The organism is Winogradskyella psychrotolerans (assembly GCF_018860545.1).
Classification (GTDB): Bacteria; Bacteroidota; Bacteroidia; order Flavobacteriales; family Flavobacteriaceae; genus Winogradskyella; species Winogradskyella psychrotolerans_A.
The window spans coordinates 192,814-208,157 of sequence record NZ_JAHKPN010000002.1; the positions used below are offsets into that span (position 1 = coordinate 192,814).

Consider the following 15,344-nt stretch of genomic DNA (forward strand, 5'->3'; position numbering starts at 1 on the left):
TTAAAAAGTATCTCTTTTTTGAGGTGTCGAGCGGATTCGAACCGCTGTAGATGGTGTTGCAGACCACTGCCTAGCCACTCGGCCACGACACCCTTTAATCGTCTCATTAAATTTAACGAGAGCGCAAATATAAAAATTATATATGTTTTAGCCTAAATAGGTTTGCTTTTTTCGCTTTTGGCTCATTTTTATAGTAACCATCTCAACGTCACCACCTATCGGAGGATTTATTTTACTAACGGCAATTGTGGCCTTAGTAATTAAGGAATCTTCTTCAAAAACACGATTTAAAATACGTTGCGCAACGGTTTCTAAAAGCTTAGAAGGAATAGCCATTTCCTCTCTAACCACTTTATTTAAAAAAACATAATCTACAGTATCTGCTAATTCATCGGATTGTGAAGAAATCTTCAAATTAGCCTTTACTTCTATATCCACACGGTAATCACTACCAATAGCGTTTTCTTCTTTTAGACATCCATGATTGGCAAAGACGCGTATATTTTCAACTTTTATTATTCCCATAGTACAAAAATAATACTAAGTTCACTTAAAGTGAATTTCTAGTAGAATTTTAATTCAGTTAAATATGATTTGGTTGCTGCTCATAGTCAAAGTGGTATCTACTAGAAATTGATAGATCCATAATAGTAGAATAAAAACAGGATTATCATCAGTTAACACTACACAAGGCTTTATTCTTGTTTCTAAGAGCAAAGCGGTCTTCGTTCTTTACTAACTCGTAAACAAATCAAATATGTTACTAAGCGCACTTGTTTTCGCTTTATAAAATTCTGTATAACGACATCTTTTACAAGTCACAGAGCTAAATTTTTTATTCTGAATATCAAAGATTTTAGATAACGTACCACCTGTTGCTCTCATTTCTCCGACTTCATAAGTTGTGTTATCACATTTTGGGCATTTATAATTCATTTTAAATTGTATTTAATGATTCACACTATCAGTCTAAAATGATGTATAAATGTTACATTTTGTTTAATTTTACCATCGATTAAGTGAAGTAGGATATTTGACTCATTCCTAATCTCTATTTTCTAATACCCAAAACATGTCAGAAGAAAAAAAAGCACTCAATTTTATTGAGCATATTATAGAAGAAGATTTAGAAAACGGTTTACCAAAAGACAAACTACGTTTTCGTTTTCCGCCAGAACCAAATGGCTATTTACATATTGGTCATACGAAAGCTATTGGTATTAGTTTTGGTCTTGGAGAAACCTATAATGCACCAGTTAATTTAAGATTTGACGATACAAATCCGGCAAAAGAGGAGCAAGAATATGTAGATGCCATAAAGAAGGATATTGCTTGGTTAGGGTATCAATGGGAGAATGAATTATACTCGTCAGATTACTTTCAGAAGTTATATGATTGGGCCGTGCAAATGATAAAAGATGGATACGCTTATGTCGATAGTCAAACTTCAGACGCCATTGCACAACAAAAAGGGACACCAACACAAGTAGGAACTAACAGTCCGTATAGAGACCGAAGTATAGAAGAAAATCTGGAATTATTTGAAGGTATGAAGGCTGGAAAATTCCCAGCAGGTACACATATTTTGCGTGCAAAAATTGATATGGAAAGTCCAAATATGCTAATGCGAGATCCTATGATGTATCGTATTATGCATACCGAACACCATAGAACAGGAAACGATTGGTGTATTTATCCTATGTACGATTGGACACATGGTGAAAGTGATTATATAGAACAAATATCACACAGTTTATGTTCTTTAGAATTTAAGCCGCATAGAGAGCTTTATAATTGGTTCAGAGATCATATTTATAATTACGCTAAGGAAGCCTTACCATTGCCTCCAAAACAACGTGAATTTGCGCGTTTAAATTTGAGTTATACTATAATGAGCAAGCGTAAATTACTGCGTTTGGTAGAGGAAGGTATTGTCTCAGGTTGGGACGATCCTCGTATGCCTACAATTTCTGGCTTGCGTCGTCGTGGTTACACCCCAAATTCTATCCGGAAATTTATTGAGAAAGTAGGAGTTGCTAAACGCGAAAATGTTATTGATGTGTCACTTTTAGAATTCTGTATACGTGAAGATTTAAATAAAACAGCAAATAGAGTAATGGCTGTTTTAGATCCTATAAAAGTGGTAATTACTAACTATCCTGAAGATAAAGAAGAATGGTTAGAAGCCGAAAATAACCAAGAAGATGATTCAGCAGGCTATAGAAAAGTACCGTTTTCAAGAGAGATTTACATTGAACGTGACGATTTTAAAGAAGAAGCCGGAAGTAAATATTTTAGGTTGAAACTTGGAGGTGAAGTAAGATTAAAAAATGCATACATCATCAAAGCAAATGATGTTGTAAAAGATCAAACTGGTCAAATACTAGAAATTCAATGTACCTATGATGAGGATACGTCTAAAAAAGTAAAAGGAACACTTCATTGGGTTTCTATTAAACATGCGATTACTGCTGAAATAAGAGAATACGATCGTTTGTTTATGCACGAATCACCAGATAGCCAAAAGGATAAAGATTTTATGGAATTTATAAACCCGAAGTCTTTAACGGTTAAAACGGGCTATTTAGAGCCAAGCTTAGCAGATGTTGAAGTAGGGGAGCGTTTCCAATTTCAACGTTTAGGCTATTTTAATGTGGATGATGATTCTACATCTGAAAAATTAGTATTTAATAAAACAGTTGGTTTAAGAGATAGCTGGGCGAAACAAAAGCCAAAACCTCAGAATGCTCAAACTCAAAATAAGCCTAAACCGCAACAACAGAAACGTTCGGCTATTAGTGTTATTCAGCAATTTGGTAAAAAATATACCAATTTACCTGAAGATAAACGACTAAAAGTTAAATCAGAAATACAAGAGCTAGCTAAAGCGGTGTCTTACGACGATTTAGAGCCGTTATTTGGAACAGCTGTAAAAAAAGCAGGTACACGTGTTGCTGTTTTAATTGCGTTAAAAGAATTACTTAAAAATGGCTTAGAACGAAATGAAGCTATTAATGAGTTTATAGATAAGGCTAAAGATGATAAAAATGAGATATTGGTCGCTGAAGCTTCCGATATTTAATTAAAGTGGACGCTTATATTTTAAAATAAAAAAACCTCGAAATTTAAATTTCGAGGTTTTTTTATGGTTTAATCTTCTATGGATTCCATTTTTAGATCATCATCAGGAATGTTCAAAGCCGTTTCAAAATTTGGTAAAATTTGATTGGTTAACGCTTCGTTTTTTAATTGTTTAGCTTCAATAAACCACCAATATTTATCGACTTCATTATAAATGCCTAAAAGATAACTTTTAGAGGAAATACGCTGTCCGGACATTACCATTTGATTGTAGCCTTCAACCACACAACGAAATTGACCTTGCTCTTTAACGATCTCAGACACACTATTAATATCTGCTTTTTCAAATTTAAAACCTTGTGCTTTCATACCTTCAAAGGTAGACTCAATGACTTTTAAAGCAGCATCTTTGCCTCCCATCATATCTAATACAGAAGGGAGTGTATGCTTTAGAACGGTTTCATAATCACTTTCTAAAGTTGCGTTAGATGTTATTTTAGCATCTTTTAAAGCATCTGTTTTAGTTTGTGAAAACAGATTAACACTTGTAACTATTAAAACAAATAGTAGTATCTTTTTTATGTTATTCATCATTTTTCTTTTTGTTTTTTTGATTTTTCATAGCTTCTCCAATTTGATTACTTGCCGTAAAACTGGCCACCATATCGTTTAGCATTTGACTTCCTGCTTGCGGTGAATTTGGTAATAATATTAAGTTACTGTTGGTTTCGCTTCCAATAGCTTGTAACGTATCATAATGTTGGGTTACAACGATAAGGGCAGAGGCTTCCTGCGAGTTAATACCAACACGGTTTAAAACATCTACAGATTCTTCTAATCCACGTGCAATTTCGCGTCGTTGGTCAGCAATACCTTGACCTTGTAATCGTTTACTTTCAGCTTCGGCTTTTGCTTTTTCTACAATTAAAATACGCTGTGCATCACCTTCATATTGTGCCGCTGTTTTCTCTCTATCGGCTGCATTAATACGGTTCATGGCTAATTTTACTTGTGCATCTGGATCTATATCAGTCACTAAAGTTCTAATAATATCAAAACCGTAGTCCATCATAGCATCATTTAATTCCGCTTTTACAGCTAAGGCAATATCATCTTTCTTAACAAAAACATCATCCAATTTCATTTTTGGAACTTCAGCACGAACTACATCAAAAACGTAAGATGTAATTTGTTCGTGTGGATAATCTAGTTTATAAAAGGCATCATATACTTTTTCAGAAATCACTTTATACTGTACCGAAACTTTAAGTTTTACGAATACATCATCCAACGTTTTGGTTTCAATAATAACGTCTAATTGTTGAATTTTAAGACTCAATCGGCCAGCAACTTTATCTATTAATGGAATTTTCATCTTTAAACCTGAGTGTCGTATAACTTCAAATTTACCAAAACGCTCTATTATCGCTGCGGTTTGCTGTTTCACAATAAAAAAAGAAGAAGCTAAAATGACTAAACCAAAAATTATAATTGGCACTAGAATGAAATTTCCCATAACTATGTTATTTATTATTAAAAATACGAATGACTAAAAATAAGATATTTAAAATGATTTACTCAGGTAATTTGAATAAACCGTGCTTAGAAAATGCAGCACATTACATAAATTGAGCAATAGCAATATCGATTTTCTGAACTTCGGCTTTGGTTGAAGAAATGTCATCCGATTTTACTGTATCACCATTTTTTATATATCCAATATAATGTCTCCAACCTTCTGAGCGCAATTCTCGTCTTTTTGAAACAAAATAATATAAAGAATCGGCTTCTAAACGTTTAATTTCGGAAGCAGGGTGTTCAATTATAATATTAGGATATAAATTGTTTAAAATCGTTTGAGCCATATATAAATGACCAATTTTATTGGGATGAACACCATCTGGAATAAACGTGGAATCTGATTTTATTCGTTTTACATCGTCTAAAAGGGAATCTAAAGGATGATGTAAATCTATAACTCGTAGGTCATCAGTTTCAATACTCAACAACCAATTCGCGTAAGCTTCTAAAACCTCATTGTATTTATAGTAGGGATGCCAATAGTCAAATTTTTCACCATCTTTTGACACACGATCTGCAATAGGATCGGCATCAAAAACAGTAGGAGTCATTAAAATTAATTGAGCACCAATGCCATCAACTTTAGTTTTTAATTCTAAAATTCCATCTTTGTACGCTTGAAATCTAAGAGGGTCTATTGGATTATAGTTGCCATCATTCATTCCATAACAAGCAATAACTATATCTGGTTTAATTTGGGCTAGAGCAGAATCTAATCGTGCTCTAACATTGGGTCTAGGATATTCACGTTGATCTTCTGATGTGCCAGAGATAGTTTCACCAGATAAGCCTATACTGATAATATCTAATTGATTATCAGTATATTGCTTACGTAGGTAATATTCTATAAAGTCTACATAATGACCGTGTTGCGTAATACTATTACCTAAAATTAACACCCGTTTATGGTGTAACGGTAATGTTTTAGTTACTAAATCTAATTCTGATTTATTTTCACTTTTACATGAAGTAACTAGCGTTAAAACAAAGATTAAAATGAAAACAGTGGACTTCATAAATGTAATTTTCAGAGACCTGTCTAGTTTTTAAAATTAGACAGGTCTTAGTTGGTACACTAAGCTTGCTTGATTAAAGCTTCAATACGTTTAACCGTTTCCGCCTTTCCAATCATAAAAATAATATCAAATACATCAGGACCTTGTAAGGCACCAACTAATGCTAATCGTAATGGCATCATCACTTTTCCAAAACCAATCTCGTTATCAGTAATCCAACCTTTAATTTTGGCTTGCAGATTTTGTACTGTAAATTCTGAAGTTCTCGTCACAATGTTAATAACCTCTTGAAGTAGCTCTGCTGTGCCTTCTTTCAACGCTTTTTTAGAGGCTTTTTCATCATAAGATGTTGGCGCTGTAAAAAAGAAATGAGATAAATCCCAGAAATCACCAACAAACGTTGCACGTTCTTTTATTAAGCCCACCACTAAAGCGATATAATTTACATCTAATTCAGCTAATTCTGGTTGAATGGCTTTAAACTGTTCAGCTAAATCTAAATCTAACTGTTGCTGCATATACTGGTGATTAAACCACTTGGTTTTATCCGGATCAAAACGTGCGCCAGCTTTATTTACTCGCGCTAAATCAAAATCAGCAACCAATTGCTCTAAACTGAAAATTTCTTGTTCTGTACCAGGATTCCAACCTAAAAAAGCTAAGAAATTTACAACCGCTTCTGGGAAATAACCATCTTCTCTATAACCTCTAGAAACCGTTCCGTCTGGTGCTGTATATTCCAATGGAAATACTGGGAATCCCATTTTATCACCATCACGTTTGCTTAATTTGCCTTTTCCAGTTGGTTTTAAAATCAATGGTAAATGTGCAAATTCTGGTGCTTCCCATCCAAAAGCATTGTACAATAATTGGTGTAATGCTAAAGATGGTAACCATTCTTCACCACGAATTACATGTGTGATTTCCATTAAATGGTCATCTACAATATTTGCGAGGTGATAGGTTGGCATACCATCACTTTTAAACAATACTTTATCATCTAAAACATTGGTATCAATTTTCATGTTTCCACGAATAATGTCTGTAAGTTGTAACGTTTCATCCTGAGGCGATTTAAAACGAATTACATAATCATCACCAGCCTCAATTTTAGCTTTCGTATCAGCTTCAGTTAAAATCAAAGAGTTAACCAAGCGTCCTTTTTCACGGTTATGCCAGTTATAGATAAACGTTTTCCCTTCAGCTTCATGGTCTTTTCGTTCTGCATCTAACTGTTCTGCAGTATCAAAAGCATAATAAGCGTTTCCACTAGCAATTAAATCATCAGCATATTGCTTGTATAAATGTTTACGCTCACTTTGTCGGTAAGGACCAAATTTTTCGTTTTTTCCTGGACCTTCATCAAAAGGCATTCCACACCAATCTAAAGATTTAATGATGTAATCTTCAGCACCTTCAACATAACGGTTTTGGTCTGTATCTTCAATTCTAAGAACAAAATCACCACCATGTTTTTTGGCAAATAAATAGTTGAATAAAGCGGTTCTTACACCACCAATATGTAAAGGTCCTGTTGGACTTGGTGCAAAACGCACACGTACTTTTTTAGACATAACGGAAAATAGAAATAGTTTGTCATTCTGAATTTATTTCAGAATCTCGCGCAAAGATAAAATTATAGATTTTAAGTTGGAAGAACGAAGTGTGAAGTTTTATTTAAATTAAAATCTAATATTTTTAGGTAAGTTATCTAGAAAAGCGCTTTTCAACCTAAATTAACACCAAATACAGTACATATTAACAGAATCTTACCAATTTTAACGAAATTACATTTAAAATAAAATCGTAGTTTAGGCAGTTGATAATAACGTTAAGTAATTAACCAAGGGCTAATAGCTAAAGGTTAATAATCAAAATATTAAATGAGCAATTTCAATACCATAAAACAAAAGCTAGAACAATTCATTAAAAGGTATTATACCAATGAATTACTAAAAGGCGCCATCTTATTCTTCGCCATTGGTTTGTTATATCTTATAATTACACTTTTTGTGGAATACGTCCTTTGGTTGAATCCAACAGCGAGAACCATCTTATTCTGGACATTCATTGCAGTAGAATTAGCACTCTTCGTAAAATTCATTGCCATTCCGTTGTCACATTTATTCAAACTAAGACAAGGCATCAATTTTGAAACCGCTTCAAAACTCATAGGAAATCATTTTCCAGAAGTGAATGATAAATTATTAAATGTACTTCAACTTAATCAAAGTCCACAACAATCCGATTTACTATTAGCAAGTATAGAGCAGAAGTCCCAAGAATTACAACCCATTCCGTTTAAATCTGCGATTAATTTTAAATCGAATACCAAATATTTAAAATACGCAGCCATTCCAATTGTCATTTTATTGTTATCGCTTGTAACAGGAAAAATAAATTGGTTTAGTGACAGTTATGAGCGTGTTGTAAACTATCAAACGGCTTACGAACCGCCAGCACCTTTTCAGTTTTTTGTGTTGAATGAATCGCTTCAAGCTATTGAAAATAAAGATTTTAAGTTGCAAATTTCAACGGTAGGTGATGTCATTCCAGAGAACGCTCAAATTAAATTCAACGGGCAATCTTATTTTTTACAACAGGTCGCAGCTGGCGAATTTCAATATACATTCAATCTACCAAAAGAAGCGGTAGATTTTACCTTATCGGCAAATGATGTGACGTCAAAACCGTATAAATTAACAGTGGTAAACACACCAAATCTGGTCAATTTTGAAATGCTATTAGATTATCCATCACATACCAAAAAGCAAGATGAGGTCTTAAAAAGTACAGGTTCTGCTGTGATTCCGGAAGGCACAAACGTGACATGGAAAGCCAAGACAAAATCCACAACAGGAGTACAAATCTATGCAGATGACACTTTAAGTTTTAAGTCGAATAACAATGGAAATTTTGAAGCGTCTAAACGACTTCACAAAAACTATAATTACAGCATCACAACTAGTAACGAGGATTTAAAAGATTACGAGAATTTAGCGTATAATATTAATGTCGTAAAGGATACCTATCCAGAGATGAAAATTAAAATTCAAAAAGATTCTATAGACCAACAAAGTTTGTATTTCTATGGACAAGCGAGTGATGATTATGGTTTATTAAAATTGCAATTAGTGTATTACCCGTCGGAAGATGAATCTAAAAAAGTGGTGGAACCGATTACCATTTCAAAATCCAATTTTACGGAATTTGTTAGCGCTTTTCCTAATCAATTTAATTTAGAAGATGGTGTAAGCTATCAATTGTATTTCGAAGTTTTTGATAACGATGCACTACATAATTACAAGCGTACAAAAAGTTCTACGTTTAGTTACCGAAAACTGACCAAAGAGGAAGAAGAGCAAAAGCAACTTAACGAGCAAAATGAAACGATAAAAGACATCAGTAAAACATTTGATAAGCTTCAAGAACAAGATAAAAAACTCGAAGAACTATCTAAAACGCAAAAGGAAAAAGAAACTCTGAATTTTAATGATAAAAAGAAATTTGAAGAGTTTCTAAAACGTCAGAAAAATCAGGAACAGTTGATGAAAAATTTCAACAAAAAACTTCAGGATAATTTAGAAGAGTTTCAAAAAGAAGAAGAGAAAGACGATCAGTTTAAAGAAGATTTAAAAGAACGTTTAAAGGAAAATGAAGAGCAACTAAAAAAGGACGAAAAGCTACTTGAAGAACTTGAACAAATACAAGATAAAATTAACAAAGAAGAATTTACTCAAAAACTTGAAGAATTAGCAAAGCAAAACAAGAATAAGAAGCGTAGCATGAAACAGCTTTTAGAATTGACGAAGCGTTTTTACGTGATGAAGAAAGCTGAAAAGTTGGCGAATGAATTAGAAAAATTAGCAGAGAAACAGGAAAAATTAGCAGAAGAGCCGAAAGAAAATACTAAAGAGGCACAAGATAAATTGAACATGGAATTTGATAAACTTCAAAAAGAAATAGAAGCTCTTCAACGCGAGGATAGACAACTTCAAAAACCAACCAATATTCCTAGAGATGAGTTTTTAGAGGATGAAATAAAATTTGATCAAAAAGAAGCGAAGGATGCCTTAGAAAAGAAAGAACAAAGCGCGTCTGAAGCGAAACCACAAGAAGCCCAAGAGCAGCAGAAAAAAGCTAAAGAAAAGCAAAAGAATGCTGCTAAGAAGATGAAACAAATGAGCGAGATGATGAAAATGTCCGGAGGTGGAGGCGGAGGTGGTGAGCAAATGTCTGAGGATATTGATACATTACGCCAAATACTAGAGAATCTATTGCTCTATTCATTTGATCAAGAAGCGCTGATGAGTACTTTTGAAAGTATCGGTATTAATAATAATACATACGGGAAGTACATTATTGAGCAAAGTAATCTTAGAGCGCACTTTGAACATATTGATGATAGTTTATTTGCATTATCGCTTAGGCAACCTAAGATTTCAGAGCAAGTAAATTCTCAAATTACGGATGTGTATTTTAATATTGACAAGGCTTTAGACCACTTAACAGAAAATAGACTTTATCAAGGGGTTGGTGCGCAACAGTATGCTGTAACTGCGACGAATGAACTCGCCAATTTCTTAAGTGATGTTTTGGATAATATGGAAATGTCTATGAATCCATCAGCAGGACAAGGTGAAGGAGGAGAACAGTTACCAGATATTATCATGAGCCAAGAAGAGCTTAACAAGCAAATGGAAGAAGGAGTGAAGAAAAGTCAAGAAGGACAAAAAGGAGAAGAAGGCAAAGAAGGTGAAGGTGAACAACCAGGTGAAGAGGGTAAAGAAGGTGAAGGCGAAAAACCTGGTGAGCAAGGGAAATCTGGTAAAGAAGGAGAAAGCGGTGAGAGTGGTGAAAATGGACAAAAATCAGGACAACAAGGTGAAGGTGGACAATCTGGTGAAAATGGAACCCAAAAAGGAGAAGGCCAACAAGGTGGTCAACAAGGTGAGAACGGTAAAAAAGGAAAAGGGGGTAAAGACGGCCAAAATGGTGGAGAGGGTACCGATGGACAGGGAGAGAAGAATGATGGCTATGGTGAAGGAGGAAGTGAAGAACAAAATGGAGAGCTCTTTAAAATCTATCAACAACAGCAACAATTAAGGCAAGCTTTAGAAGACCGAATAGCTAAAGATGGAAGTATTCAATCCGCTGGTCAATTAATTAAACAAATGGAGGACATCGAACTCGATTTGTTAAATACGGGATTTACCAACCAAACTCTTCAAAAGATGATGGATCTTCAGCACAATTTATTAAAATTAGAAAATGCAACGTTTATGCAGGGTCAGGATTCTAAACGTAAGTCTGAAACTAATAAAGAGGAATTCAATCAAAATAATCCGAGTCAAATACCCACAGCGAAACAATATTTTAATACTACTGAAATTTTAAATCGTCAAGCATTACCTTTGCAAAGTCATTTTAAGAAAAAGATTCAAGAGTATTTTAAAGGTGAAGATGAATAGTATTGTGCCGCTTTAAACTTGAAATCTCTGTATTAATTCAATCAACTTAGTTTTCATGAAAGCATTTTTAGTACTTTTTATCGCGGTGTTTACAATATTTAATCATCCCAATGATGTGGTTGTAAATGAAATTGAATTAGAAGACCATCAGAAAGTAGAAAGTACATTTTCGGGTAATATTTCTGGTGATAATAGTTTTCATTTAATTATCGCTAAAAATTCAGATTCTAAAGATTATGATGTCATTCCGTATTTATATCAAAATGATGAAATAGTTAAACTGAAACCATTTTCATTTGAAAAACAACCAGCAATATTGTCTTTTCATAATCACGGTACTCAATTGTCACTCGTCGCACAATCTAAAACAGGCAAATCTGAAATAGTGAATATTATTGATGTGGATTTAGTTTCAGGTGAGCATATAAAATCTGACGCCATTGATATGGATGATTTTAAAACATTAATTAGAAAAAAGGATAAGAATTTAATTGTGTTTGCTGATAAAGACGCCATGAAGATTTTGGAAGTCAAGAGCTCACAAGAGATTAAATCAATTTCTGTTCATCCGGATGATACATCATCTGAATTTTTTAAATCACTTTCAAAAAGTGGGCTAGACGCTATTAACAATGATGAATTTGTCGCTAATGGTTCTATTAGTACGTTTAGAGCTTATAGCGATGGTAAAGACATCATTATTACAGAAGAGAACACTAAAGAAGCTACGACCAATAGCATTCAGATTCCCTTAGATAAAGGCGATGATATCACTGTTTCGTCTAAATCCTTTAGTTCTAATTCGGGTGATAGTAAGATTAAGAAAAGTACATCTTATGTGAATGATGGTAAACTCTATCAATTTAAGTTAGGAAAAGAAGTCGCTAAATTGAACGTTTTTGGAATTAATGACGATTCTAAGACCTCTTTAGATATTTTGAGTACTAAACCTTCACATACAGGAAATGCGTTTAAAGACACCAAGGATTTTGTTAAAAACGCTGCTAAAAACGTAAATGAACCTACAGTGACAATAAATAATACCAAGGATGGTCAATTAAAGGTGAGGTTCGTTTTTGTAAACAAGAATGTATATAACTACCGTTACGACTGGTGGTGGCATCATCAATGGCATATGCAACAAATGCAAATGTTTATGCATCAGCAACAACAGATGAGACAATCAATTCCGAGTTTTGGTCCTTCTGAAGGGTATGAGTATTTTTTTGTTATAGAAGAAAACGCATTTTTTGAAATCACTTTGGATTCGTCTGGTCATGTTCATGAGGGTGTGAGCACAGAAAGTTTATATAGGGATCTAGATAAAAAGAGCTATATAAAACCCTTAGATGATAATAAAAAATTGAAGCATACGTCAACGGTTTTTACAGATTCTAAGTTTAGATACATTACTTATAATAAGCGTGAGAAGTCGTTTAAAATTATTGATAAAGCATTATAGATGATAAGTTTTAATTACGAAACAGAATTTAGTTTAAACCAAGAAGAAGAGTTTTCGAAGTGGATCTCAGATACTATTTTAGAAGAGAATTGTAAAATAGGGGACATTGATTATATCTTTTGTTCTGATGAGTATCTACACAAATTGAACGTTGATTTTTTAAATCATGATACCTTAACGGACATCATTAGTTTTGATTATTCGGTAGGAAAAGAACTACATGGCGAAATTTATATTTCTGTGGATCGCGTTAGGGAAAACGCCTTAGAATTTAAAACAGATTTTGAAATTGAATTAGCGAGGGTTATTATTCATGGTGTTCTACATTACTGTGGTTATAAAGATAAATCTGCGGATGATGAAAAACTAATGCGTTCTAAGGAGGATTACTACTTAGCGCATAGAAATTACTAAAGGTCTTTTCATTGTATATTTGCAGGCTCAAAATTTCCTGCTAACAAGGATTTTTGAATCAAATAGATGTAAAGACTTACGTCGACAAGAATTAATATGTTCCACGTGGAACAAAAAGAAATTGCTATATGTTTAATGAAGTTTATGATGTTATTGTAGTTGGAGCTGGTCACGCTGGAAGTGAAGCTGCAGCAGCTGCAGCAAATATGGGTAGCAAAACATTATTGATTACAATGAACCTGCAAAACATTGCTCAAATGTCTTGTAATCCTGCTATGGGTGGTATTGCAAAAGGTCAAATTGTAAGAGAGATTGACGCACTTGGAGGTTATAGTGGAATCGTTTCAGATACTTCGGCGATTCAATTTAAGATGCTAAATAAATCCAAAGGACCTGCTATGTGGAGTCCAAGAGTACAATCTGATAGAATGCGTTTTGCTGAAGATTGGAGAATGCTTTTAGAAGGTACTGAGAATTTAGACTTTTATCAGGAGATGGTTTCTGGACTTATTGTTGAAAATCATAAAGTGGTTGGAGTTAGAACATCGCTTGGAGTAGAGGTAAGAGGTAAGTCTGTTGTGTTGACTAATGGAACGTTTTTAAATGGCTTAATTCATATCGGGGATAAAAACTTTGGTGGAGGAAGAGCAGGTGAACGTGCTGCAACCGGAATCACAGAACAGCTCGTTAATTTAGGTTTTGAATCGGGTAGAATGAAAACAGGAACTCCTCCTAGAGTTGATGGTCGGTCTTTAGATTTTTCTAAAATGATAGAACAACCTGGTGATGAAGATCCTCAAAAATTTTCGTATTTAGATATTACAAAACCGTTGACAAAACAACGCTCTTGTCACATGTCGTATACAAGTGAATTGGTTCACAATTTATTGCGAGAAGGCTTTGATCGTTCGCCAATGTTTAATGGTAGAATTAAAAGTGTAGGTCCGCGTTATTGTCCTTCAATTGAGGATAAGATAAATCGTTTTGCAGATAAAGATAGGCACCAGTTATTCGTTGAGCCAGAAGGTTGGAATACCTGTGAATATTATATCAACGGATTCTCAACCTCGTTGCCAGAAGATGTACAATTTAAAGCACTACGTTCGGTAGTTGGTTTTGAAAATGTAAAATTCTTTAGACCCGGTTACGCTATAGAATATGATTACTTTCCGCCGACACAATTAAAGCATACTTTAGAAACGAAGTTAGTAGAAGGCTTGTATTTTGCAGGACAGATTAACGGAACTACTGGATATGAAGAAGCAGCATCTCAAGGTTTAATGGCTGGTATTAATGCGAGTCTTAAAGTACAAGAAAAGGATGCTTTTACACTTCAAAGAGATGAAGCTTATATTGGTGTTTTAATCGATGATTTAATTACGAAGGGGACTGAAGAGCCTTACAGAATGTTTACATCTCGCGCAGAATACAGAACCTTATTAAGACAAGATAATGCAGATTTTAGATTAACACCTAAAGGTTATGAATTGGGGTTAGCTTCAGAGAAACGTTTAAAACGGATGGAGGAAAAGGAGTCGAAATCGGATGCTTTAGTGCAATTTTTTAGAGATACAAGTGTAACACCAGAAGAGGCGAATCCGGTTTTAGAATCTAAAAATTCAGCAACGGTTAAACAGCAAGATAAGATGTTTAAGTTGTACGCGCGACCAAATATTACGATTGATGATGTGAGACAATTTAAGTCTGTTGAAGATTATATTCAATCTAATAATTTGGATACCGAAATTATTGAGCAAACAGAAATTCAAGTAAAATATGCGGGTTATATAGAGAAGGAAAAGAACAATGCGGATAAACTAAATAGGTTAGAGAATTTGAAAATTCCAGCTGGTTTTGATTATTCCAAATTGAAATCTATGAGTATTGAGGCACGCCAAAAGTTGACTAAAATTCAACCTGTAACCATTTCTCAGGCATCTCGAATTAGTGGTGTTAACCCAAATGATATTTCTGTGTTATTAGTTTATTTGGGACGCTAAGTTTGTTTTTATTAAGAATTTTTTAAATGAGAAATATAATGTTCCACGTGGAACAATTTCTTTTCAATTTGAAGTAGATGAGTTAAGAGTATAATTTTAAATCTAAAAATAATATATATATAATGAATCAAAGAGATATAAACAGCCCGAAAGAATTAAGAACAGATATTGATGATAATATTAATAGAATAGAACATTTAGAGATAAAAAATAGCAGCTTGGAAAATGAAATAAAACAGCTAAAGAAGGCTCTTTACTTTTTGATAGAAGAGAATAATTTAGATAGTCCTTTTTAAAAAGCATTGTTTATAATTTAAAT

At 33.7% G+C, this 15,344-nt stretch carries 12 protein-coding genes and 1 tRNA gene; 6 read left to right on the top strand and 7 right to left on the bottom strand.

All coding sequences use genetic code 11. From position 1 onward, the window contains the following. Positions 1 to 21 precede the first annotated feature (21 nt). From KO515_RS00785 to KO515_RS00795, 3 genes are all read right to left on the bottom strand, one after another. Positions 22 to 92, bottom strand: a tRNA-Cys gene (locus KO515_RS00785). Between the two features lie 55 nt (positions 93 to 147). Beyond that, on the bottom strand, positions 148 to 525 hold the full coding sequence (gene folB / locus KO515_RS00790; RefSeq protein WP_215934473.1) for a dihydroneopterin aldolase: 378 nt from the start codon (positions 523 to 525) through the stop codon (positions 148 to 150). A 210-nt stretch (positions 526 to 735) separates the two neighbouring features. Next, positions 736 to 936, bottom strand: a complete 201-nt coding sequence (locus KO515_RS00795) for a zinc ribbon domain-containing protein (protein WP_215934474.1) — start codon at positions 934 to 936, stop codon at positions 736 to 738. A gap of 136 nt (positions 937 to 1,072) precedes the next feature. Here KO515_RS00795 and KO515_RS00800 point away from each other — a divergent pair, with 136 nt between their 5' ends. Further along, positions 1,073 to 3,082, top strand: coding sequence for a glutamine--tRNA ligase/YqeY domain fusion protein (locus tag KO515_RS00800; protein ID WP_215934475.1), 2,010 nt, complete (start codon positions 1,073 to 1,075; stop codon positions 3,080 to 3,082). 68 nt (positions 3,083 to 3,150) lie between these two features. Here the strand turns inward: KO515_RS00800 and KO515_RS00805 are convergent, their stop codons facing one another. The 4 genes from KO515_RS00805 to gltX all read right to left on the bottom strand — a co-directional run bounded on the left by KO515_RS00805 (position 3,151) and on the right by gltX (position 7,252). Beyond that, a complete protein-coding gene (locus KO515_RS00805) occupies positions 3,151 to 3,675 on the bottom strand; it encodes a hypothetical protein (protein WP_215934476.1) in 525 nt (174 codons plus the stop codon). After that, positions 3,665 to 4,597, bottom strand: coding sequence for an SPFH domain-containing protein (locus tag KO515_RS00810; RefSeq protein ID WP_215934477.1), 933 nt, complete (start codon positions 4,595 to 4,597; stop codon positions 3,665 to 3,667). Before KO515_RS00810 ends, KO515_RS00805 begins: the two co-directional genes overlap by 11 nt. Positions 4,598 to 4,700: 103 nt before the next feature. Next, entirely contained in the window at positions 4,701 to 5,678 is a 978-nt protein-coding gene (locus KO515_RS00815) for an SGNH/GDSL hydrolase family protein (RefSeq protein WP_215934478.1), read from the bottom strand. 59 nt (positions 5,679 to 5,737) lie between these two features. Further along, entirely contained in the window at positions 5,738 to 7,252 is a 1,515-nt protein-coding gene (gltX, locus tag KO515_RS00820) for a glutamate--tRNA ligase (protein ID WP_215934479.1), read from the bottom strand. Positions 7,253 to 7,561: 309 nt separating this feature from the next. Between gltX and KO515_RS00825 the strand changes: the two genes are divergently transcribed. The 5 genes from KO515_RS00825 (at position 7,562) to KO515_RS00845 (ending at position 15,321) form a co-directional block, all read left to right on the top strand. Continuing rightward, positions 7,562 to 11,149 (top strand): DUF4175 family protein, encoded by a 3,588-nt coding sequence (locus KO515_RS00825; RefSeq protein ID WP_215934480.1) that lies wholly within the window; start codon positions 7,562 to 7,564, stop codon positions 11,147 to 11,149. A gap of 55 nt (positions 11,150 to 11,204) precedes the next feature. After that, positions 11,205 to 12,611, top strand: a complete 1,407-nt coding sequence (locus KO515_RS00830) for a hypothetical protein (RefSeq protein ID WP_215934481.1) — start codon at positions 11,205 to 11,207, stop codon at positions 12,609 to 12,611. Beyond that, entirely contained in the window at positions 12,612 to 13,025 is a 414-nt protein-coding gene (gene ybeY / locus KO515_RS00835) for an rRNA maturation RNase YbeY (protein ID WP_215934482.1), read from the top strand. A gap of 128 nt (positions 13,026 to 13,153) precedes the next feature. Further along, complete coding sequence (mnmG, locus tag KO515_RS00840; protein ID WP_215934483.1) at positions 13,154 to 15,025, top strand: tRNA uridine-5-carboxymethylaminomethyl(34) synthesis enzyme MnmG; 1,872 nt, start codon at positions 13,154 to 13,156, stop codon at positions 15,023 to 15,025. 122 nt (positions 15,026 to 15,147) lie between these two features. Then, positions 15,148 to 15,321: a hypothetical protein gene (locus KO515_RS00845; RefSeq protein WP_215934484.1), complete on the top strand. Its 174-nt coding sequence runs from the start codon at positions 15,148 to 15,150 to the stop codon at positions 15,319 to 15,321. Positions 15,322 to 15,344: the final 23 nt, after the last annotated feature.